Below are 22,041 nucleotides of genomic sequence, written 5' to 3' on the forward strand. Positions count from 1 at the left end.
GTAGATCAGCAGGGTGTTCGAGGGATTCTCGTTACGTCGCGTCGATGTCGGCGAGGCCGTGTTGCGGGTGAGGACCGGTGGAGCAGGGCCGCCGGTCCTCCTCCTGCACGGCCACCCCCGGACGCACACGACGTGGCACCGGGTCGCGCCGTTGCTCGCCGACGACCACACGGTCGTGTGCCCGGACATGCGCGGCTACGGCGAGTCCACCAAACCCGGTGACTACTCGAAGCGCGCGATGGCACGTGACTTCGTGAACCTGATGCGCGAGCTCGGGCACGACCGGTTCGCCGTCGTCGGCCACGACCGGGGTGCCGCGGCCGCGATCCGGCTCGCGCTCGACCACCCGGGCGCCGTCACGCACCTCGCCGTGCTCGACGGCCTGCCCATCGGCGCCCACCTGCGGCGATGCGACGCGCGGTTCGCGCAGGCGTGGTTCCACTGGTTCTTCCTCGCCCAGCAGGACATCGCCGCGCCGATGATCAGCCAGAACCCCGAGCAGTGGTACGGCAGGCGCTACCGGGACACGCCGCTCGCGATGGGCGTCGAGAACTGGGCCGACTACCAGCGCGCCATCCACGACCCGGCGACCGTGCGCGCCATGTGCGGCGACTACCGGGCGGGCCTGGAGGTCGACCGCGTCCACGACGACGAGGACCACGCGCGGGGCCGGAAGATCACCTGTCCGGTGCTGGCGCTGTGGGCGGCCAAGGACGACCTGGCCGACCTGCACGGCGACCTGCCCGCGATCTGGGCGGAGTGGGCCGACGACGTGCGGGTACGTCCCCTCGACTGCGGGCACCACATGGCCGAGGAGGCACCCGTCGAGCTGGTGCGCGAACTGAGGACGTTGTTCTGAACGGACCGTTCAGGACAGGTGTTGGTGAGGGTTCCGGCGCGCGCACGGGTTAGGGTTGTCCGTGGCCATCGCACGCGCCGAACGACTTGTCAACCTGGTGCTGTGCCTGCTGTCGACCCGTCAGTACCTGACAGCGGAGCGCATCCGCGCCATCGTCCCGGGCTATCACGAAGCTCCGACGGACGAGGCGTTCTTCCGCATGTTCGAACGCGACAAGTCCGAGCTGCGCGACCTCGGCGTGCCGCTGGAGACCGGCAGGCAGTCGAACGCCGAGGGCGCGGAGGACGGCTACCGGATCGCCCGCCGCGACTACGAGCTCGGCGACATCGACCTCGAACCGGACGAGGCCGCCGCCGTGGCGCTGGCCGCCCGGCTGTGGGACTCTCCGCAGCTCACGGGCGCCGTGCACGGGGCGTTGATCAAGCTGCGGGCCGCCGGGGTGGACGTCGACCAGGACGCGCCGGCCGCCGTCGAGCCCAAGGTGCGGGCGAACGAGCCCGCGTTCCCGCCGCTGCTGCAGGCCGTGCAGGCGGGCCAGGTCGTCACGTTCGGCTACCGCAAACCGCCACCGGGAGGCCACAAGGACCGCACGGTCGAACCGTGGGGCGTGGTCGCGTGGCGCGGCCGCTGGTACCTGGTGGGCTGGGACCGCGACCGTCAGGACACGCGCTGCTTCCGGCTCTCCCGCGTCGTGGGCGCCGTGAAGCCCGTCGGCAAGCCCGGTGTCGTGAAGGTGCCTGAGGGCACGGACCTGATGAGCCTCATCGAGCGCACGCAGGCCGACCCGCACCAGACCGCGCCCGCGCGCATCTGGGTCGCCAAGGGCCGTGCGCAGGGCGTCCGCCGGCACGCCAAGATCGTCGAGGAGCGCGACGGCGGCGACGTCGTCGAGATCGACCTGAAGTTCCCCGACTCGGCGGCCAAGTGGCTCGCCGGGTTCGGGCCCGACGTCGTGGTGCTCGAACCCGAGGTCCTCGCCAAGTCCGTGCGGGACCGCCTGCAGGGCGCACTGGAAGGAGCGCGGTGACCGCGTCGAACGAACGGCTGCCGCGGCTGCTCGCCCTCGTGCCGTACCTGCTCAACCGGCCGGCCATCACCGTCAAGGAGGCGGCGGCCGACTTCGGCATCACGCCCAAGCAGCTGCGCAAGGACCTCGAGCTGCTGTGGATGTGCGGCCTGCCCGGCTACGGGCCCGGCGACCTCATCGACCTGTCCTTCGAGGGCGAGACGATCACCGTCTCGTTCGACGCGGGCATGAACCGGCCGCTGCGGCTCACCGCGGCCGAGGCGGCGTCGCTGCTGGTCGCGCTCAGGGCGCTGGCCGACACCCCCGGCGTCGTCGACACCGACGCCGTGCAGCGGGCGCTCGCGAAGATCGAGGCCGCGGTCGGCAAGGCGCAGCCCGCGGGCATGGTCGTCGGGCTCGGCGCGTTCGAACGCGAGGAGACGGCCGAGATCCGCGCCGCCGTGCAGGACGCCGTGAAGCGTGAACGCGCTGTGCGCATCCGTTACTACTCGCAGTCACACGACGCGATCAGCGACCGCGTGGTCGACCCGATGCGGCTGCTGCTGCTCGAAGGCCGCGGCTATCTCGAAGCGTGGTGCCGCTCGGCGCTCGGCGTGCGGTTGTTCCGGCTGGACCGGATAGACCAGGTGGACGTGCTGGACGAGCCGTCCGCGCCACCGCCGCACGCCCAGCACACCGATACATCGGAGGGCTTGTTCCAGCCGAGGGACAGCCAGAAGATCGCCGTCCTGCTGCTCGAACCGGACGCGCACTGGGTGGCCGAGTACTATCCGGTCGACCACGCCGCGGAGCTCTCGGACGGCCGCACGCGTGTCCTCATGCGCTACGACGACCCGTCGTGGATGGTGCGGCTGCTCCTCGGGCTCGGCGGGGACGTGCACGTCGAACAGCCGTCCGAGCTGGCAGCGGAGGTGCGCCGCCAGGCGGAGGAGGCATTGCGGCGGGCAGATCACCTGCTGTCCACCTGAGCCGTATACGGTGGGGACCGTGCCGTCTACACCGACCTTGGCGTTGATCGCGCTCGGACTCGTCGTGGTGATCGTGATCGCGGTCCGAGTCATCCGATCCTTGCGCCGATTCTCCCGCGCCCGCACCCTGGTGGGGGACAGGCTCGGCGACCGGGTCGGCCTGCTGAAGGCGCGCAGGGCCGCGCTGAAGGTGGCGTTCGCCGGCAGGCGGAGTCAGAACGGCGTCCAGACCAGGGCGAACCCCGCGTACGATCGACGTCGCGGGGCAGACAGGAGGACGAGCAATGCCTAACCTCGGACCCACCGAGCTGATCATCATCGCCGTGGTGATCATCCTGCTCTTCGGTGCGAAGAAGCTCCCGGACATGGCTCGCTCGCTCGGCCGGTCGGCGAAGATCTTCAAGGCGGAGACCAAGGGCCTGCGCGACCAGGACCCGGCGGACGACCAGCCCGTGCAGCCGCAGCAGCCCGCGCAGCAGCCGGTCCAGCAGCTCCCGCCGGCCCAGCCGCAGGTGCCGCAGCCGCAGCAGCCGCAGGTCGCGCCTCCGATCGAGCAGACCGCGCAGAACAAGGCCGCCAACAACTGACCTCCCGGTCCCTGACTCGTAAGGACGGTCGGCGAGGTGGCAAGTCCGTTCCGGTGGTTCGCTGAGCGCCGGGAACGCGGCAGGCGTCGTCGGGGCAACCCCGACGGCACGATGTCGCTCAAAGAGCACCTGTACGAGCTGAGGTACCGGCTCGGCCTGGCGATGCTGGTCATCGTCGTCGGTGCGATCCTCGGTTTCGTCTGGTTCCAGGTGCGCATCGGCCCGATCCCGTCGCTGGGCGACATCCTCACGGGCCCGTACTGCCAGCCCGACCTGGCGCCGTACCGCGCCGACATCACCAAGGACGGCCGCTGCGCGCTGCTGCAGACCAAGCCGTTCGAGATCTTCCTGGTGCAGCTGCAGGTCGGCACGGCGGCGGGAGCCGTCCTGCTCAGCCCGCTGTGGCTGTACCAGATCTGGGCGTTCATCACCCCCGGCCTGTACGCGAAGGAGCGCAAGTTCGCGCGGATCTTCGTCGGCATCGGCGGGTTGCTGTTCGTGGCCGGCGCGGTGCTCGCCTACCTGGTGGTGCCCGAGGGCCTCAAGGTCCTGCTGGGCTTCGGCAGCGGCAACTGGACGACGGCGCTCACCGGCAGCGAGTACATCAGCTTCGTCATCACGATGCTGTTCATCTTCGGGGTGAGCTTCCTGCTCCCCCTCGTCGTGGTGATGCTCAACCGCGCGGGCGTGGTGTCCTACGCGCGGCTGGCGAAGTGGCGCCGGGGCCTGGTGATGGGCCTGTTCGTGTTCGCCGCGATCGCCACCCCCGGCACGGACCCGATCTCGATGGTGGTGCTGGCCATCGCGCTGGTGCTGCTGTTCGAGATGGCCATCCAGGTCGCGCGGGTCAACGACAAGCGCAAGGCGAAGCTGCGCGCCGCGGAGGGCTGGGACGCGCTCGACGACAACGAGGCGGCCCCGTTCGACTACGTCGCCTCCGACGCCGACGGCAACATGCCCGGCGAGAAGGCCGTCGCTTCGGAACCGGCGAAGCGCGTGAACTACGACGACGCCACGTGACGCGGGCGGCCCTGCTGGTCTGCCCGGCGTCGGGCAAGGGGCGGGCGGCCCGCATGGCCGGGTCGACCGCCGCCGCGCTGCGCCCGCACGTCACCTCGCTGACGCAGCTCGTCGCCCACGACGCCGCCGGCACGCTCGCGATGGCCCACCAAGCCGTCGAGGACGGCGCGGACCTGCTCGTCGTGCTGGGCGGTGACGGAGCGGCCCACCTGGCGATCCAGGCGTGCGCGGGCACGACGACGGCGCTCGGCGTCGTCCCCGCCGGCACCGGCAACGACTTCGCGGCCGCCGCGGGCTCCCGGAGTGTCGAGGACGTCGTCCACGGCACCCGCAAGCAGTTCGACCTGGGGCGGCTGTCGACGGGCCGGTGGTTCGCGACGGTGCTGTGCGCCGGGTTCGACTCCGCGGTCAACGAGCGGGCGAACGCCCTGCGCTGGCCCGCCGGACCGCGCCGCTACGACCTCGCCGTGGTGGCCGAGCTGATGTCGCTGCGCTCGGCGCCGCTGCTGGTCACGACGGAGACCGGCACGTTCTCGCTGGACGCCACCCTGGTGGCGGTCGGCAACACGCCGAACTACGGCGGCGGCATCCCGGTGTGCCCCGGCGCCGACGCCTCCGACGGCCTGTTCGACGTGACGGTCGTGGAGGGCGGCAGCCGCACGGCCCTGGCCAGGATGCTGCCGACGCTGCGCAGCGGCAGGCACACCGAGCACCCGGCCGTGCGGACGTTCCGGGCGCGCGAGGTCTCGCTGTCGGGCGGTAACGGCTGGGTCGCCTACGCCGACGGTGAACGTCAGGAGGCGCTGCCCGTCTCCGTTCGCACGGTCCCCGGCGCACTCACCGTCGTGGGTCGCTAAATTTGTAGGTTGTTCGTTCCGCTTCTGTTCTTCAGTGGGGATGCATGGAAACGCTCGAGTTCCAGTCCGAGGCGCGTCAGCTGCTGCAGCTGATGATCCACTCGATCTACTCGAACAAGGACACGTTCCTGCGCGAGCTGGTGTCGAACGCCTCCGACGCGCTGGACAAGCTGCGCCTGGAGTCGTTCCGGGACAAGGACATGCAGGTCGACACCGACGACCTGCACATCGTCGTCGAGTCCGACCCGTCCGAGCGCACGCTGACCGTGCGCGACAACGGCATCGGCATGACCCGCGAGGACGTCGTGCGGCTCATCGGCACGATCGCCAAGTCCGGCACCGCGGAGTTCCTCAAGCAGCTCAAGGAACAGCAGTCCGCCTCCGGCTCGTCCGACCTGATCGGCCAGTTCGGCATCGGCTTCTACTCCTCGTTCATGGTCGCCGACAAGGTCACCCTCGTGACCAAGCACCCGCACGCCGAGAAGGGCGTCCGCTGGGAGTCGACCGGCGAGGCCACCTACACGATCGACGACGTCGACGACGCGCCGCAGGGCACCTCGGTCACCCTGCACCTGAAGCCGTCCGACGACGAGGACAAGCTGCCCGACTACACCGAGCCGGCGAAGATCCGCGAGATCGTCAAGCGCTACTCGGACTTCATCACCTGGCCGGTGCGCCTGGGCGGCGAGGACATCAACTCCCGCAAGGCCCTGTGGGCCCGCCCCGCCTCCGAGGTGACGGAGGAGGAGTACGCCGAGTTCTACCGGCACATCAGCCACGACTGGAACGCGCCGCTCGAGACCATCCGCATGCAGGCGGAGGGCACGTTCGAGTACCAGGCCCTGCTGTTCCTGCCCGCGCAGGCCCCGCTCGACCTGTTCATGCGCGACGGCAAGCGCGGCGTGCAGCTCTACGTGAAGCGCGTCTTCATCATGGACGACTGCGCCGAGCTGATGCCGGAGTACCTGCGCTTCGTGAAGGGCGTCGTCGACGCGGCCGACCTCTCGCTGAACGTCTCGCGCGAGATCCTCCAGCAGGACCGCCAGATCCAGCTGATGCGCCGCCGCCTGGTCAAGAAGGTCCTGTCGTCGATCAAGTCGCTCCAGTCGTCGCGCCCCGACGACTACCGGAAGCTCTGGGGCGAGGTCGGCGCGGCGCTCAAGGAGGGCCTGCTCTCCGACCACGACAACCGCGACGCGATCCTGGAGGTCTGCTCCTTCGCCTCGACCCACTCCGACTCCGAGCTGACGACGCTGGCCGCGTACGTCTCCCGGATGAAGGAGGGCCAGGAGCACATCTACTACATGACCGGCGACTCCCGGGTGGCCGTGGAGAACTCGCCGCACCTGGAGGCGCTGCGCGCCAAGGGCTACGAGGTCCTGATCCTCACCGACACGATCGACGAGATGTGGGTCGACTCGGTGCCCGCGTTCGACGGCAAGTCGTTCCAGTCGGTGGCCAAGGGCCAGGTGGACCTCGAGACCGAGGAGGAGAAGTCCGCCGCCGCGGCCAAGGCCGAGGAGTTCGCCGCGCTGCTGGAGTGGATGAAGGGCGTGCTGGAGGCCGAGGTCAAGGAGGTCCGGCTGTCCTCCCGGCTGACCACCTCGCCCGCCTGCGTCGTCGGCGACTCCTACGACATCACCCCCACGCTGGAAAAGATGTACAAGGCGATGGGGCAGGAGCTGCCCAAGATCAAGCGCATCCTGGAGCTCAACCCCTCGCACCCGCTGGTGGAGGGGCTGCGGACCGCGTTCGAGGGCGGGGAGCGGGAGTCGCTGACCGACGCCGTCGAGCTGGTGCACGGGCTGGCGCTGCTGGCCGAGGGCGGGGAGCTCGGGGACCCGTCCCGGTTCGTGAAGCTGGTGGCGGATCGGGTGCAGCGGACGTTCTGACGCCCAGGTGAACACGCTCTGAGGTGGTGCTGCCGCCCCTGGCCCGGTTCGGGTGACACCGACCCGGGGCTGGGGGCGGTCTGCCGCCGGGCGCGCCCCCAGCCAGCCGCCCCCATCGTGCTCTATAGCTTCAGTGTAAACTGAAGTTAATCTATCTCGGCGGCGATTGTCAGGGGGATGTGACAGCCTGGAGGGGTGTCACATGCTTCGCGGTCCCCGGCCGAGGCTTATGCCCACTCCAGGCGCAACGCCCAGCGGCCCAAGCTGACCGACTTCGGCTCCGTCATCTCGTTCGAGCTGGACCCGTTCCAGCGCCAGGCTTGCGAGGCCCTGGAGGACGGTCACGGAGTGCTCGTCTGCGCGCCCACCGGTGCCGGTAAGACGGTGGTGGGTGAGTTCGCCGTGCACCTCGCCCTCACGGAGGGCCGGAAGTGCTTCTACACGACGCCGATCAAGGCGCTGAGCAACCAGAAGTTCGCCGACCTCACCGCTCGGTACGGGGCGGAGAGCATCGGGTTGCTCACCGGGGACACGAGTGTCAACGGGAACGCGCCGGTCGTGGTGATGACGACCGAGGTGCTGCGGAACATGCTGTACTCGGGTTCGTCCACTCTGGACGGACTCGCGTACGTGGTGATGGACGAGGTGCACTACCTCGCCGACCGGTTCCGCGGGCCGGTGTGGGAGGAGGTCATCCTGCACCTGCCCGAGCACGTCCAAGTGGTCGGGTTGTCGGCGACGGTCAGCAACGCCGAGGAGTTCGGCGAGTGGCTGGTGGAGGTGCGCGGCGACACGACCGTGGTCGTGGACGAGCACCGGCCTGTGCCGTTGTGGCAGCACATGATGGTCGGCAACCAGATGCTCGACCTGTTCGAAGGGGACGAGACGCACGCCCGGATCAACGCGCAGGTGTTGCGCAAGACCGAGGAGCTGACGCGGTACCACGTGCCGTTCAGCCGCGGGCGGCGTGGCGGCAACAGCGGGCGGGCTCCGCGCAACAGCGGGTTCAAGCCGCCGTCGCGGATCGACATGATCCAGCGGCTGGACAACGCGAACCTGCTGCCCGCGATCGTGTTCGTGTTCAGCCGTGCCGGGTGTGACGCGGCGGTCGCGCAGACGGCGCGGGCCGGGCTGCGGCTCAACTCGCCGGAGGAGACCGAGCAGGTCCGGCGGATCATCGACGAGAAGACGCGGGACCTTCCCGAGGCCGATCTGATGGTCCTCGGGTTCTGGGAGTGGCGGGAGGCGCTGGAGCGGGGCATCGCGTCGCACCACGCCGGGTTGCTGCCCGCGTTCAAGGAGACGGTCGAGGAGCTGTTCGTCCGGGGGCTGGTCAAGGTCGTGTTCGCGACCGAGACGCTGGCGCTGGGCATCAACATGCCGGCGCGCACGGTCGTGCTGGAGAAGCTCGTCAAGTACAACGGCGAGGCGCACGTCGACCTCACGCCGGGGGAGTACACGCAGCTCACGGGGCGTGCCGGGCGTCGCGGGATCGACGTGGAGGGGCACGCGGTCGTCGTCTGGCAGCCCGGGATCGACCCGAAGGCGGTCGGCGGGCTCGCGAGCACGCGCACGTACCCGCTGCGGTCGTCGTTCCGGCCCGGCTACAACATGGCCGTCAACCTGGTGCACCAGCTCGGGGCGTCGGCGGCGCGCGAGATCCTGGAGCAGTCGTTCGCGCAGTTCCAGGCGGACCGGTCGGTGGTCGGGCTGGCGCGGCGCATCGAGCGCAACAAGGACGCGCTGGCGGGCTACAGCGAGTCGATGACGTGCCACCTGGGCGACTTCAGCGAGTACGCGTCGCTGCGGCGGCGGATCGCGGACCGGGAGAAGCAGCTCGCCAAGCAGAACACCAACGCGCGGCGGATCGAGACGGCCAAGTCGCTGGAGAAGCTGCGCAAGGGCGACGTGATCGCGGTGCCGTCCGGGCGGCGCAGCGGGCTCGCCGTCGTCATCGACCCCGGCCTGGAGCCGCTGGGCGAGGCGCGGCCGCTGGTCGTCACCGAGGACCGCTGGTCGGGCCGGCTCACGTCGGCGGACTTCCCGGCGCCGGTCGAGGTGCTCGGCCGGGTCCGGCTGCCGCGGCAGGTCGACGTGCGGTCGCCCAAGTCGCGGCGCGACCTCGCGTCCACGATCCGCAACACCGGCATCACCGTGCCGTCGCGGGGGCGCAAGCAGACGACGGCGGACGACGACCCGGAGCTCGCGACGCTGCGCCGTGCGCTGCGCTCGCACCCGTGCCACGGCTGTGACCAGCGCGAGGACCACGCGCGCTGGGGCGAGCGCTACCACCGGCTGCTCGCCGAGACCGAGCAGCTGGAGCGCAAGGTCGCGGCCACGACGCACTCGCTCGCGCGCCAGTTCGACCGCATCCGGGGGCTGCTGCGCGAGCGCGGCTACCTGTCGGAGGCGGACGAGGTGACGCCCGACGGCAAGCGTCTGACCAGGCTCTACAGCGAGTCGGACCTGCTGGCGGCCGAGTGCCTGCGGCACGGCGTGTGGAAGGGCCTCAAGCCGGAGGAGCTGGCGGCCGTCGTGTCGTCGCTGGTCTACGAGGCGCGCAGGGACGGCACTGTCGAGGCGCGGCTGCCGCAGGGGCCGGTGGCCGACGCGATGCTCAAGACCGTGCGGCTGTGGGCGGAGATCGAGGACGACGAGCGCCGCCACCGGCTGGAGCGGATCACCCGCCAGCCCGACGCCGGGTTCGCGTGGCCGGTGTACCGGTGGGCGCGCGGCGAGTCGCTGGAGAAGGTGCTGAGCGCCGCCGAGGCGGGCGGCAACGAGCTCGGCGCGGGTGACTTCGTGCGCTGGTGCCGGCAGGTGATCGACCTTTTGGACCAGATCCGCGACGTGGTCGGCCGAGGCGACGGCGTCGGTTCGGCGGCGGCGAAGGCGGTCGACGCCCTCCGGCGGGGAGTCGTGGCGATGATGTGACCCGGAGCGGGCCCCGCAACGTCCCGCGATGAGGCATCGTCTGACGCAGGTTTTGCGAGTCGGAGTGAAAGCTGACGTCAGCGGTGTGATTGGATTTCGCCGCAACGTCGTACACACGGAGGTCGACAGATGAGCAGCCCGTACGGACCGTCCGGAGGGAACGATCCGCAGCAGCCCTGGGGCCAGCAGCCGCAACAGCCGCAGCAGCCCTATGGTGGCGGTTTCCCTCCCGGGACCCCGTCCGGCGGCTTCCCGGCTCAGAACCCCTACGGCCAGCCCCAGCAGGGGCAGCAGCCGTATCCCGGTTTCGATCCGTCGCAGCAGCAGACGCAGCAGTACGGCGTGCCGGGCCAGCAGCCGCAGTCGAACCCCTACGGCACGCCCGCGCAGGACCCGTACGGCCAGCCCCAGCAGCAGTACGGCATGCCGCCGGGCCAGCAGCACAACCCGTACGGCCAGCAGCCGGGCTACGGCCCGCCGCCGCAGCAGAAGAAGTCCAGCGCGGCCATCTGGGTCGCCGCGGTGGTCGTCGTGCTGCTCGTCGGTGGTGTCCTGTTCACCGGGTTCGTGTCGCCGGCGTTCTTCAAGAAGAAGATCTTCGACAACACGGCCGTGCAGAACGGCATCGTCCAGATCCTGAAGGACGAGTACAAGATCTCCGACGTCGGCAGCGCGACCTGCAGCGGTGAGAACGAGGTCAAGCCCAACACCTCGTTCGAGTGCAAGGTCCAGGTCGGCGGCAAGGACAAGAAGGTCAAGATCGTCGTCAAGACCGAGGACGGCGAGTACGAGGTCGGCCAGCCCACGGGCTGAGCGACGTCACACCGAAACCGGGGTGCGCCCGCGGTCGTGCTGGGACACGATCGCGGGCGTGACCGAAATCCGCCTTCTCACCGACGAAGCGCAGTACCGCGCCCACATCACGCTCTTCCGCCGGGCCATGCACTGGGGTCCGCCCTCGGACGAGCAATGGGCCGTCACCCTGCCGTCCTATGAACCCGACCGCGTCCTGGCCGCGTTCGACGGCGACGAGATGGTGGGCACCACCCAGTCCTACGGCTCCTCGCTCGTGGTTCCCGGTGGCGCTCGCGTGCCGCACGCCGCTGTCTCGCGCGTGGGTGTTCGTGCCGACTACACGCGCCGTGGCGTTCTCACCGCCCTGATGCGCGCACAACTTTCCTCACTGCCCGACCCGGTGGCGACGCTGCGTGCGTCCGAGGGTCGTATCTACGGACGGTTCGGCTACGGCCTGGCGGGACGCGTGCGCATCGTCGAGGTCGACACGCGCCGTGCCGTGATCCGCGGCGACATGACCGGTCGCGTGCGGATGCTCGACCAGGACACGGCCGACAAGCTGCTGCCCGAGTTGCACGAGGCGATCGGCCTGCGCCGGCCGGGGCAGATCTCGCGCTGGCCTGGCTGGTGGGCGCGGCAGCGCGACCGCAAGACCGAGGCCGAGAACTCCGTCACTGTCGTCCACAGTGGACCCGATGGTGACGACGACGGTTTCGTGACCTACAAGGTCAAGGAGGAGAAGGAGTTCAAGCACCGGCTGTCCGTCGAGGACTTCGAGTGGGCGAACGACGACGCGTGGCGCGACCTGTGGATCTACCTGACGCGCCTGGACCTGGTCAACCACGTCGAGAACCACGTCGCGCTCGACTCTCCGGTCAGCTGGCTGTTCGAAGATCCGCGTGTCGTGTACACGAAGGACGTCTTCGACGAGATCTGGCTGCGCCTGGTCGACGTGCCGCGGATGCTGTCCGCACGCACGTACGGCGCCGCCGAGGCCGTGGTGATCGAGGTCCAGGACGCGTTGCTGCCCGCGAACTCCGGTTGCTACCGGATCTCACCGGAGGGAGCGGAACGCGTCGAGGAGCAGCCGGACCTCACGATCCCGGTGGACCTGCTCGCCGCCGTCTACTTCGGTGACGTCACGTTCTCGCAGCTCGCGGCGACCAAGCGGATCACGGGCACCCGCCTGGCCGACGCCGACGCGCTGTTCGCCGTGCCGGAGAAGCCGATCTGCGGCACGTTCTTCTAGGACGGGACGGGGCTTCCCTGTCGGGAGGCCCCCACCCGCCGGGTGAGGAGCAGCAGTCCGAACGCGGCGCCGGTGGCGAGCACGTAAGCGTTGCCCGCCAACGACTCCAGCGGCGTCCACAGCTGCTCCTCGCCTTCGCCGCGCGGCACGAGCGCGAACGTCCATCCCGCGGACAGCGTCATCACGGCCGCCGCGGACCCGAACCGCCGCCGGGCGAGCAGCACCGCGCACAGCGGCACCACCCACACCCAGTGGTGCGTCCACGAGATCGGGCTGACGAGCAGTCCCGCGAACGCCGTCACCAGCACCGCCCCGACGGCGTCGCCACGCCGGTGCAGGTCGCGGACCAGCCAGGCCGCCACGCCGAGGCACGCCAGGGCCAGCAGCGCGAGCACGACGGGGGAGCCGTCCGTGACGCGGTGGACCAGGCCGCTCAACGACTGGTTGCCCCACCACGCGTTGCCGCTCGCCTTGTTCGCCCCCAGCATCGTGGACGTCCAGTACCGCACCGCGTCACCGGGCAGCAGCACCAGCCCCGCGACGCCCAGCCCGGTGAACACGGCCAGCGCCCGCACCGCGTCCCTCGGCCGTCCGGTCAGCAACAGGTGCGCCACGAACACCAGCGGCGTCAGCTTCACCGCCGCCGCGACGCCGATCAGCACCCCGCCGAACCGCGTCCCGCGCAACGCCAGCACGTCGAGCAGCACCAGCGCCATCAGCACCGCGTTGACCTGACCCAGCCCGATCGTCCGCCACACCGGTTCCAGGCACAGCAGCAGGGGCAGCGCCCACCACGGCCCGCCGGCGAGCCGCACGGACGTCCGCAGCGCCAGCACCGTCCCGGCCGCCAGCACGCCCCACGCGAGTTGCGCGGGCACGAGGGCGAGCGGCAGGAACAGCACGGCCGCGATCGGCGGGTAGGTGAACGGCAGGGCGGGGGACCAGTCCGGGATCGCCGCCAGCGGCTCGTAGAGCGACTGCCCGCGCAGCACCGCCAGCGCACCCGCGCGGTAGACGGCGCTGTCCACCCCGAGGGGCCGGTCCGCGAGCCAGCAGACGACCGCGAGGACGACGGGAGCGGCGGTCAGCAGCGGTTTGATCATCCGCTCGACGCTAGGAACCGCGGCCCGCGAAAGCGTCCCGCCGGTGTGGTGTCCTGACGTGCCCCGCCGGTACCGGTCGCCGCGGACCCGTACCCCGGTACTACTCGGCCGGCACGACCAGGCCGCACTCGTAGGCGAGCACCACGGCTTGAGCGCGGTCGCGGAGGCCGAGCTTGGTCAGCACGCGGCTCACGTGGCTCTTGGCGGTCTGCTCGGCGATGGTCAGCGCCTCCGCGATCTCCGCGTTGGACAGGCCGCGGGCGACCAGCCGCAGCACCTCCGCCTCGCGCGGGGTGAGGTGGCGCAACGCGGTGCCGTCCGGCTTGCCCGGCGCGCGGTCGGCGTAGGCCGCGACCAGCCGCCGCGTGATCGACGGGGCGAACAGGGCGTGCCCGGAGGCCACCACCCGCACGGCGTTGATCAGGTCGGACAGCGGCGAGTCCTTGAGCATGAACCCGCTGGCGCCCGCGCGCAGCGCCCCGTAGACGTGCTCGTCGAGGTCGAACGTCGTCAGCACCAGCACCTTCGGCGGCGCCTCGCCGGAGCCGGTGATCAGCCGCGTCGCCTCCAGGCCGTCCATCACGGGCATCCGCACGTCCATCAGCACCACGTCCGGCGCGAGGTCGCGGGTCAGCGCCACCGCCTCGGCCCCGGTGCCCGCCTCGCCGACGACGTCCACGTCGGACTGGCTGTCCAGGGCGACACGGAAGCTCTCCCGGATCATCGCCTGGTCGTCGACCACCAGCACCCTGATCGTCACGCCGTGTCCCCTCCGTTCAGCGGCAGGCGCGCGACCACCGCGAACCCGCCCTCGGGCGTCGGCTCCGCGGTGAGCTCGCCGCCCAGCACGCGCACCCGTTCCGCCATGCCGACCAGGCCGTGCCGGGGCCGGTCAGGGTCGTTGTCGAGCGCGGGCCGGGTCGCCGCGGCGTTGCGCACCTCGACCTCCAGCACGCCGTCGTCCTCGGTGACCGACACGGAGACCGCGCCGCCGGGCGCGTGCCTGCCGCTGTTGCTCAGCGCCTCCTGGACGATCCGGTACGCCGAGAGCCCCACCCCGGCGGGCACCGGGCCCGCGCCGAGCCGCAGCGCCACGTCCGCGCCGGTCTCGCGGAACCGGGCCACCAGATCCTCCACCCCGGACAGGCCGGGCTGCGGCGCGGTCCCGTCCCCGTCGCCGTCGCGCAGCACGACGAGCAGCCGCCGCATCTCGGTGAGCCCGTCGCGGGCCATCCGCCGCAGCACCTCCACCTCGTCCAGCACCTCGGGCGCCAGGCCCGGCAGCCGGTACGAGACGGCGTCGGCCCGCAGGACGAGCGCGGACAGGTGGTGACTCACGACGTCGTGCAGCTCCCGTGCGATGCGCGTGCGCTCGTCCGCCGCGACCAGGCGGATCTGCTCGTCCCGGTGCCGCCGCTGGGCCTCGCGGCGCTGCCGCACGGTGGTGCCCAGCAGGACCGCTCCGGCAACGAGCAGGCCGGGCAGCGGCGCGTCACCCCAGTCGTCCAGCCGCGGCCACGTCGCCACCCACGTGGCCGCCGCGGCCGTCACCACCACGACGGTGCGCAGGCGCAACGCGACTTGGTAGAGGAGGTAGCCGGCCGCCGCTGTCAGACCGAGTGTCCACGGCCAGCCCCACTCCAGCTCGGGGCCGGTGCGCGTGCCGTAGAAGCCGGGCAGGACGAGCAGCAGCACCACGCAGAGGAACCACGAGCCGAGCAGGTTCCGCGCCGACACCAGCACCACGACGGCCGTCACGACCCCGCACACCAGGTTCACCGCGTGCCAGCCGTCCGGACGGTGGAAGCCGGTGGGGACGACGGCGAGCAGGAAGCACGCGACCGCCACGAGGTGCGCCGGCGTGGTGCGGCGGACCACCGCCGAGCGGAGGCCGCGCGAGCCCACGGCCGTCAGGCCCTGCGCTCCATCGCGTTGACCAGCCGCGGCACCGAGCTGCCCAGGCCCCACCGCTGCGTCAGCTCGCGCAGCCGCTCCGGGTCGGCGGGCACGCGCGGCACCTCGTCGTCGCGGTCCTTCACGACCGGGGCGTCCAGGGCCGTGCGCACCACCGTGGGCGCGGCGGCCAGGTACTCCTCGGCCGCGATGAGCGAGTTGCGGGCCTTGGTGGTGAGCTTGCGGTCCATCGGGTCCTTGACGGCGGCGAGCACCGCGTCGAGCGAGCCGAACTCGGTGATGAGCTTAGCGGCCGTCTTCTCGCCGATGCCCGCCACGCCCGGCAGGCCGTCGGACGGGTCGCCGCGCAGCACGGCCATGTCCGCGTAGGCGGAGCCGGCGTTCTCGACGGGCAGCGAGTACTTGGCCGCCAGCTCCTCCGGGCCCAGGACCTCGACCTTGTTCCAGCCGCGGCCCACGTACAGGACGTGCACGGGCGTCGGTTCGGACCGCACGACCTGGAACATGTCGCGGTCGCCCGTGACCACCTCGACGGGTGACTTCTTCTCGTGGTGGGCCAGCGCGCCGATCACGTCGTCGGCCTCGTAGCCCGTCGCCTCGCCGGTGCAGATGCCCGCCGCGTCGAGGACGTCCAGGATGATCGGGATCTGCGGCGTGAGGGTGTCCGGGACCTCCTCGGAGCCGTCGGCGGCGTCCTCGGCGACGCGGTGCGCCTTGTACGACGGCAGCGCCTTCACCCGGAACTCGGGGCGCCAGTCGGCGTCGAGGCAGGCGACGAGCCGGCCCGCGCCGCGGTCGGTGATGACGCGCGCGATCGTGTCGACGAACCCGCGCACGGCGTTGACCGGCGTGCCGTCGGGCGCGGTCATCGAGTCCGGCAGCGCGTAGTACGACCGGAAGTAGAGGCTCGCGGAGTCCAGCAGCACCAGGGGAGAGCTCACGGGTGAACAAGCTACTAGCAAGGTCCGACAATTTCCGGATTGCCCTGGTAGCCGCTTGTCCACCACCCGGTTCGACCCGAGGTCTTCGTCCGAACCGGATTGTGCGGGCGAGAACGGGAGCGGCGGCTACTCCGCGAACACCGGCGTGAGGTCGCCGTAGAGCCGCTGCTCGGTGAACGCGCCGGCGGCGTCGATCGTCGCGAAGACGCAGCCGGGGAGATCGAGTTGGCGGCCGTTCTTCAGGCTGTACTTGATGCGGATCTCGGCCATCACCTCTGTGCCGCCGTCAGCCGCGGGGCGTTCGAACCAGGTCACGACGGTGTGGAGGATCTCGTCGCAACGGTCGAGAACCGCTCGCAGCGATGCCTGCGCGGCTTCTCTGCCTAACACGGGCTCGCTGTTGGCGAAGGTGAGCTTCACGTCGTCGGTCATCATCGCGACTGCTTCGCCGAGGCGGCCCGAGTCGATGAGCGCGTAATAGTTCTCGACCACAGAACGCGGAGCGGTGGGTGAGGACATGTGCATTCTCCTTTGATGTACAGCGCGTCTCCGTGAACCATTTTGATCGCGAACGGTCAGATGGCGGGGCCGCTTTCCTTCGCGGGCCCACGAGTCGTGCCGGGAGCCGAACGCGCCCGGCGAGCAGCGCGGTCAACGCACTAGGCTTTCCGCCATGGCAACGATCACCGGGCCCATCGACGTGTCCGCGCTGCGTGCGCGGCTTGACCGCGCCGCCCAGGCGGCCGGGCAGGCGGGCGTCGACGCCCTCCTCATCTCGCCCGGCTCGGACCTGCGGTACCTGATCGGTGCCGGTGGCGACTCGTTCGAGCGCCTCACCTGCCTCGCGCTGCCCGTGGACGGCACGCCGCGGCTCGTCGTGCCGAAGCTGGAGCAGCCGGGCTACGCGGGCATCCCGACCGACGAGCTCGGCGTCGAGGTCGTCACGTGGGTCGACGGCGAGGACCCGTACGCGCTGGTCAAGGCCGCGTTGAAGGGCTCGCGCGTGGCCGTGGCGGACATGATGCCCGCCCTGCACACCCTCAAGCTGGGTGACGCGATCGGCGGGCCGCAGTCGCTGGCCGGGCCGATCCTGCGCGAGCTGCGGATGCGCAAGGACGCCGCGGAGATCGCCGCGCTACGCAAGGCCGGTGCCGCGATCGACCGGGTGCACGCGCGCATGGGCGAGTTCCTGCGCGTCGGCCGCACCGAGCGCGAGGTGGCGCGCGACATCGCCGCCGCCATCGTCGAGGAAGGCCACACGGTCGCCGACTTCGTGATCGTCGGCTCCGGCCCGAACGGCGCGTCGCCGCACCACCGCGACTCCGACCGCGTGGTCGGGGCGGGCGAGGTCGTCGTCATCGACATCGGCGGCCCGGTCGCCGAGGGCTACAACTCCGACTCCACCCGCACGTACGTGATGGGGGAGCCCGCCCACGACGACGTGTGGGACACCTATGCGGTCCTGCAGGCGGCGCAGCAGGCGGCCGTCGACGCGGTGAAGCCCGGCGTGACCTGTGAAGAGGTCGACGCGGCCGCCCGCACCGTGATCGCCGACGCGGGCTTCGGCGAGTTCTTCGTGCACCGCACCGGCCACGGCATCGGCCTGGACGTGCACGAGGAGCCCTACATCGTGAGCGGCAACGCGCTTCCGCTCGAACCCGGCATGTCCTTCAGCGTCGAACCCGGCATCTACCTGCCCGGCCGCTGGGGCGCGCGCATCGAGGACATCGTCGTGGCCACCGCCGACGGCGTGGAGTCCTTCAACAACCGACCTCACGAGCTGGTGGTGCTTTGACCCTCGAACAGATCGACAGAGCGATACTGAAGGAGCTCGCCTCGGACGGGCGGTGCAGCTTCACCGACCTGGCCGAGCGCGTGGGCCTGTCCGTCTCGGCGGTGCACCAGCGCGTGAAGCGGCTGGAGCAGCGCGGCATCGTGAAGGGCTACGCCGCGCGCCTGGACGGCGCCGAGATCGGCCTGCCGATGTCCGCGTTCATCTCGCTCTTCCCGATCAACCCCTCCGAGCCCGACGACTACCCGAAGCGGCTCGAACACCTGCAGGAGATCGAAGCCTGCTACTCGGTGGCGGGTGACGCCTCGTACGTCCTGCGCGTGCGGGTGGCGTCGCCGGTGGCGCTGGAGGAGCTGCTGCAGAAGATCCGCGAGTCGGCGAACGTGTCGACGCGGACGACGGTCGTGCTGTCCACGCCCTACGAGGACCGCCCGCCCGCCGTGTGAGCGACGGGCGGGTCAGCTGACCTGCCCGTCCGCCAGCACCAGCACCCGGTCGGCCGCCTCGTGCACGGCGTCGTGGTGGGTCGCGATCAGCACGGCCGCGCCCTCGTCGGCCGCCCGGCGCAGCAGGCCGACGGCGGCCACGGCGCTGACGGCGTCGAGGTGCGCGGTCGGTTCGTCGGCGAGCAGGGCGGCCGGCCGGGCGATGACGGCCCTGGCCAGTGCCGCCCGCTGCTGCTGCCCGAACGAGACCTGCGCGGGGAACCGCGCCGCCAGGTGCCCGATGCCCAGCTCGGCGAGCAGCTCGGTGACCCCGGCGACCTCCCGCCCGGCGAGCCGCAGGGGCAGGGCGACGTTCTCCTCCAGGGTCAGCTCGGACGCGAGCCCCAGCGACTGCGGCAGCACCGCGCACGCCGACCACGACGCGGGTCCCGGCAGCACCGAGCCCCGGTCGGGCAGGTCGAAGCCGCACAGCAACGACAGCAGCGCCGTCTTCCCCGACCCGGACGGCCCGCTCAGCGTCACGAGCTCCCCGGCGCGCACCGCCAGGTCGACCCCTCGCAGCACCGAGACCCCGCCGAACGTCCGGTGCACCCCGCACGCCTCGATCATGACGCCACCAAGGGAACGCACACGTCCGCCAACTCCACCAGCCGCGGGTCGTGGGAGGCCACGACAGCGGGAACGGGCAACGACGACAACGTCTCCAGCACCAGGTCGGCCGACCGCACGTCCAGCTGCGAGGTCGGCTCGTCGGCCACCACGACCGACGCCCCGCGGGCCAGCGCGCACCCGAACGCGAGCCGCTGCTGCTGCCCGCCGGACAGGGCGCCGATCCGCCAGGTCGCGGAGCCGCCCAGCCCCAGGCTGTCCAGGATGGAGTGGTCGGAGGCACCCGCCGCCCGCAGGTTCTCCCCGACGGTCAGGTGCGCGATGAGGTTGTCGGCCGGGTTCTGGAACACCACCGCGATCTCCTTGCGCCGCAACGCCCGCAGGTCCGGCCAGGACAGCCCGGACGTGGCGACGTCGCGCACGAACACCTCGCCGGTGGACGGGCGTTCGACCAGCGACAGCACGCGCAGCAGGGTCGACTTGCCGGAGCCGGACGGTCCGGACAGCACGGTGAGACCGGGCGCGATCGACAGCGACACGTCCGCGACGGCGCGCACGGAACCGTAGGACACCCCTACGCCACTAGCGCGGATCACCTGAGCAGCTCTCCCATCCGCGCGGTGCGGGCACCGCGCAACGCAAGCCACGCCGCCACCACGACGACGAGCAGGCCGCCGAGCACCATCGTGCCGACGAGCGGCGTCAGGTTCGGCAACGACGGCGCCGGGTTCAGCCACGGCGCGGGGTCCAGGCGGGGCACGGCCGCTCCGGCGCTCGCGAACGAGGCCAGCGCGCCCACCAGCAGCGCGACCGACGCGAGCGCGCCGATCTCCATCAGGTGGCTGGACCACAGCACGGCCGGGCGCATGCCCATCCTGGTCGACAGCGCCCCGGAGACGGCGTTCTGCCGGCGCCGCACCTCGATGGCGAGCAGCAGCGCCACGGCGGCGACGACGGCCAGCACCACGCCGATCGCGGTCACGAAGCCGAACGTCCACTCCACGGTCAGGAACGGCAGGCCGTCGAGCACACGGGCGCGATCCGCGACGTTCGTGTAGTGGATACCGGCTTCCTGCAACGTCGAGGTGAGCGCCGACAGCGGCAGCGACGACCACAGGTGCCACGACCCGACGTGCTCGGGGGCGGTCACCGACTCGCGGGACAGCACGTAGCCGCGCGTGCCGAGCTTCGGGAACGTCGCCAGCGACGCCACCGGCTTCAGCAGCGGCAGGCCGGTGATCTGGATCTCCTGGTCCGCCGCGCGGCCGATGCGCAGCGCGGGGGCCACGTCACCGCTGCGGCGCAGGCCGGAGACCAGCGTCCGCACCTCGGCGGCGTCGTCCAGCACGGCCGCGTCGGTGAACGTGGCGGGGTCGACGACCAGCGCGCCGGTGCTCACGCCCACGAGCGTCGTGGTGCCCTGCAACGACGACGGCAGCTCGACCTTGCCGAGCGCGATGTCCTGCGACACCTGCACGGTGCTGTTGGCGCCGACGAACACACCGGACTTCGAGTCGAGCGCCGACCGCTGCGCACCCGCCACCGAGCTGCCGACGGCGATCGTGCCGACCGCCAGCACCCCGACCAGCACCACGCCGGTCACGGGTCCGACGGCCGCGGCGAGCCTGCGCAGCGCGAGCTGGGCGGCCGGGACCCGCCACCACTGCACGCGGTGCGACAACGCCAGCGCCCAGCGCAGCAGCCGTGTGGCGAGCAGTGCGGTCGCGAGGACCACGAGCAACGGGAACGTCAGCGCCGCCACGTCGATGCGCGGCAGCTCGGTACCCTTGAGCGTGGTGCCCAGCCCGTTGCGGGACAGGCGGAACCACGCCAGCACCGCGAGCCCGGCGACGACCAGCTCCCACGGCACCACCGCGAGCCGCCACGACCGCGCCCGCCGCTGGAACGTCCGGTGCGTGCGCCACGCGGCGACGAACACCGTCACCGCCAACGACGCCAGCACCACCGCGAGCACGAAACCCAGCGCGCTCCAGAGCGTTCCCGGTGCCAGCGCGACACCCGGCGCGTACAGGGGCAGCAGCAGCCGCGCCGCCACCAGGCCGAGCAGACCGCCGACGACCAGCGGAAGCCCCAGCTCCAGCACCCCGCGGAAACCGAGTGCGAGCGGACCCGCGCCGCGCACCCACAACAGCCGCAGCTCGGAGTGCCGCCGTTGCGCCCACTGCACGGTCACCGTGCCGACGCCCGCGAGGCCGACCAGCACGCTGATGAGCACCAGCGGCAGCAGCGCGGACGCGACGTTGCGTTCGGCGGCATGGGCCGCGGAGATGGCGCCGGACACCAGGTCCGTGCGCGTCAGCGGCAGGCCGAGCGACTCGACCAGCGCGTTGCCCTTGTCCCGCAGGGTTTCCGCGTCGGCGACCGTCGCCGGGGCGTCGGTGGGGAAGCGCAGCGAGACCGAGGCGCCCCCGGCGAACTCCGGCGGCAGCGCCGCGAGGTCGGACGGCTGTCCCACCCAGATCACCGAGGTGCTCTCGCCGTCGCCGCCCAGCGCGTTCGGCACGACGGTCTTGACCTCGGAGCACCACCAGTCCTCGACCGGGTGCGCCAGGTCGGCGTAGATCGCGCTCACGGTCAGCGGCGACCCGGTGAGCCGGTCGCCCACCTTCACGCGGGCCGCGGTGGCGATGGTCTGCGGCACCCACAACCCGGAGCCGCCGCCCTCCAGCACCGTCAAGTGCGCCCGCGCCTCCGGCCGGTAGCCGAACCGCCCGTAGGTGGCGAGACCGTTGAAGTCGGGCCGCCCGATCCGCGTGTACACGGCTCCGAGGTCACCGTGTGCCGCCATCGGGACGGCGTCGGCCAGCGGCAGGCCCTCGCCGTCGAGCGACGGGTGCACGGACTGCGAGCACATCCGGCTCTGCTGGTAGGCGAGCGCGGCACCGCCCGAGGAGGACGAGTGCATCACGGCTGCGGCCACGACGAAGCCCAGCAGCAGCGTCGTCGCGATGCTCACCACCAGCGTGAGCGGACTCGACAACGCAGCCCTGGGCGCGGCTCTCCACGGCAACTGCACCTGCGCACGCT

At 71.5% G+C, this 22,041-nt stretch carries 21 protein-coding genes; 13 read left to right on the top strand and 8 right to left on the bottom strand.

Features of this window, described 5'->3' with window-relative positions; translation table 11 throughout:
• Positions 1–67 precede the first annotated feature (67 nt).
• The 11 genes from BLT23_RS00580 to BLT23_RS00630 all read left to right on the top strand — a co-directional run bounded on the left by BLT23_RS00580 (position 68) and on the right by BLT23_RS00630 (position 12,188).
• Positions 68–859, top strand: coding sequence for an alpha/beta fold hydrolase (locus BLT23_RS00580; RefSeq protein ID WP_342713629.1), 792 nt, complete (start codon positions 68–70; stop codon positions 857–859).
• A 61-nt stretch (positions 860–920) separates the two neighbouring features.
• Entirely contained in the window at positions 921–1,886 is a 966-nt protein-coding gene (locus BLT23_RS00585) for a helix-turn-helix transcriptional regulator (RefSeq protein ID WP_090045629.1), read from the top strand.
• Positions 1,883–2,854 (top strand): helix-turn-helix transcriptional regulator, encoded by a 972-nt coding sequence (locus BLT23_RS00590; RefSeq protein ID WP_090044422.1) that lies wholly within the window; start codon positions 1,883–1,885, stop codon positions 2,852–2,854. The genes BLT23_RS00585 and BLT23_RS00590 overlap by 4 nt, the downstream gene beginning before the upstream one ends.
• A 19-nt stretch (positions 2,855–2,873) precedes the next feature.
• Positions 2,874–3,146 carry a bacteriophage holin gene (locus tag BLT23_RS00595; protein WP_176946528.1) on the top strand — a complete coding sequence of 91 codons (273 nt, stop codon included), beginning with the start codon at positions 2,874–2,876 and terminating at the stop codon, positions 3,144–3,146.
• Positions 3,139–3,441 carry a Sec-independent protein translocase subunit TatA gene (gene tatA, locus BLT23_RS00600; protein ID WP_090044424.1) on the top strand — a complete coding sequence of 101 codons (303 nt, stop codon included), beginning with the start codon at positions 3,139–3,141 and terminating at the stop codon, positions 3,439–3,441. Before BLT23_RS00595 ends, tatA begins: the two co-directional genes overlap by 8 nt.
• Positions 3,442–3,552: 111 nt before the next feature.
• Positions 3,553–4,461: a twin-arginine translocase subunit TatC gene (gene tatC, locus BLT23_RS00605; protein ID WP_090045630.1), complete on the top strand. Its 909-nt coding sequence runs from the start codon at positions 3,553–3,555 to the stop codon at positions 4,459–4,461.
• Entirely contained in the window at positions 4,458–5,318 is an 861-nt protein-coding gene (locus tag BLT23_RS00610; RefSeq protein ID WP_090044425.1) for a diacylglycerol/lipid kinase family protein, read from the top strand. The genes tatC and BLT23_RS00610 overlap by 4 nt, the downstream gene beginning before the upstream one ends.
• Positions 5,319–5,362: 44 nt before the next feature.
• Positions 5,363–7,210: a molecular chaperone HtpG gene (gene htpG / locus BLT23_RS00615; RefSeq protein ID WP_090044426.1), complete on the top strand. Its 1,848-nt coding sequence runs from the start codon at positions 5,363–5,365 to the stop codon at positions 7,208–7,210.
• Between the two features lie 195 nt (positions 7,211–7,405).
• Positions 7,406–10,144 carry a DEAD/DEAH box helicase gene (locus tag BLT23_RS00620; RefSeq protein ID WP_090044428.1) on the top strand — a complete coding sequence of 913 codons (2,739 nt, stop codon included), beginning with the start codon at positions 7,406–7,408 and terminating at the stop codon, positions 10,142–10,144.
• A 129-nt stretch (positions 10,145–10,273) separates the two neighbouring features.
• Positions 10,274–10,957 carry a DUF4333 domain-containing protein gene (locus BLT23_RS00625; protein WP_090044430.1) on the top strand — a complete coding sequence of 228 codons (684 nt, stop codon included), beginning with the start codon at positions 10,274–10,276 and terminating at the stop codon, positions 10,955–10,957.
• A 58-nt stretch (positions 10,958–11,015) separates the two neighbouring features.
• On the top strand, positions 11,016–12,188 hold the full coding sequence (locus tag BLT23_RS00630) for a GNAT family N-acetyltransferase (protein WP_090045632.1): 1,173 nt from the start codon (positions 11,016–11,018) through the stop codon (positions 12,186–12,188).
• Here BLT23_RS00630 and BLT23_RS00635 read toward each other — a convergent pair.
• The 5 genes from BLT23_RS00635 to BLT23_RS00655 all read right to left on the bottom strand — a co-directional run bounded on the left by BLT23_RS00635 (position 12,185) and on the right by BLT23_RS00655 (position 16,665).
• A complete protein-coding gene (locus BLT23_RS00635) occupies positions 12,185–13,291 on the bottom strand; it encodes a glycosyltransferase 87 family protein (protein WP_090044432.1) in 1,107 nt (368 codons plus the stop codon). The genes BLT23_RS00630 and BLT23_RS00635 overlap by 4 nt on opposite strands.
• Positions 13,292–13,391: 100 nt before the next feature.
• The gene (locus tag BLT23_RS00640) at positions 13,392–14,051 is read right to left on the bottom strand and encodes a response regulator (RefSeq protein ID WP_090044434.1); all 660 of its coding nucleotides are present in this window, start codon (positions 14,049–14,051) and stop codon (positions 13,392–13,394) included.
• The gene (locus BLT23_RS00645; RefSeq protein WP_176946529.1) at positions 14,048–15,196 is read right to left on the bottom strand and encodes a sensor histidine kinase; all 1,149 of its coding nucleotides are present in this window, start codon (positions 15,194–15,196) and stop codon (positions 14,048–14,050) included. The genes BLT23_RS00640 and BLT23_RS00645 overlap by 4 nt, the downstream gene beginning before the upstream one ends.
• Positions 15,197–15,201: 5 nt before the next feature.
• On the bottom strand, positions 15,202–16,146 hold the full coding sequence (locus BLT23_RS00650; RefSeq protein ID WP_090044437.1) for a 5'-3' exonuclease: 945 nt from the start codon (positions 16,144–16,146) through the stop codon (positions 15,202–15,204).
• 126 nt (positions 16,147–16,272) lie between these two features.
• Positions 16,273–16,665: a nuclear transport factor 2 family protein gene (locus BLT23_RS00655; protein WP_176946530.1), complete on the bottom strand. Its 393-nt coding sequence runs from the start codon at positions 16,663–16,665 to the stop codon at positions 16,273–16,275.
• A 154-nt stretch (positions 16,666–16,819) separates the two neighbouring features.
• Between BLT23_RS00655 and BLT23_RS00660 the strand changes: the two genes are divergently transcribed.
• Together BLT23_RS00660 and BLT23_RS00665 are read left to right on the top strand one after the other, a co-directional pair.
• Positions 16,820–17,941, top strand: a complete 1,122-nt coding sequence (locus BLT23_RS00660) for a M24 family metallopeptidase (RefSeq protein WP_090044441.1) — start codon at positions 16,820–16,822, stop codon at positions 17,939–17,941.
• Positions 17,938–18,384: an Lrp/AsnC family transcriptional regulator gene (locus tag BLT23_RS00665; protein ID WP_090044443.1), complete on the top strand. Its 447-nt coding sequence runs from the start codon at positions 17,938–17,940 to the stop codon at positions 18,382–18,384. The genes BLT23_RS00660 and BLT23_RS00665 overlap by 4 nt, the downstream gene beginning before the upstream one ends.
• A 12-nt stretch (positions 18,385–18,396) precedes the next feature.
• Here BLT23_RS00665 and BLT23_RS00670 read toward each other — a convergent pair whose 3' ends face one another.
• From BLT23_RS00670 to BLT23_RS00680, 3 genes are read right to left on the bottom strand one after another with little or no spacing between them, the layout of a single operon-like run.
• Positions 18,397–18,993 (bottom strand): ABC transporter ATP-binding protein, encoded by a 597-nt coding sequence (locus BLT23_RS00670; RefSeq protein WP_090044445.1) that lies wholly within the window; start codon positions 18,991–18,993, stop codon positions 18,397–18,399.
• Positions 18,990–19,565: an ABC transporter ATP-binding protein gene (locus tag BLT23_RS00675; RefSeq protein WP_245743389.1), complete on the bottom strand. Its 576-nt coding sequence runs from the start codon at positions 19,563–19,565 to the stop codon at positions 18,990–18,992. Before BLT23_RS00675 ends, BLT23_RS00670 begins: the two co-directional genes overlap by 4 nt.
• 20 nt (positions 19,566–19,585) lie before the next feature.
• Complete coding sequence (locus tag BLT23_RS00680; protein WP_143035769.1) at positions 19,586–22,030, bottom strand: ABC transporter permease; 2,445 nt, start codon at positions 22,028–22,030, stop codon at positions 19,586–19,588.
• Positions 22,031–22,041 lie beyond the last annotated feature (11 nt).

The sequence above is a fragment of the Lentzea fradiae genome, from assembly GCF_900100955.1.
GTDB lineage: Bacteria > Actinomycetota > Actinomycetes > Mycobacteriales > Pseudonocardiaceae > Lentzea > Lentzea fradiae.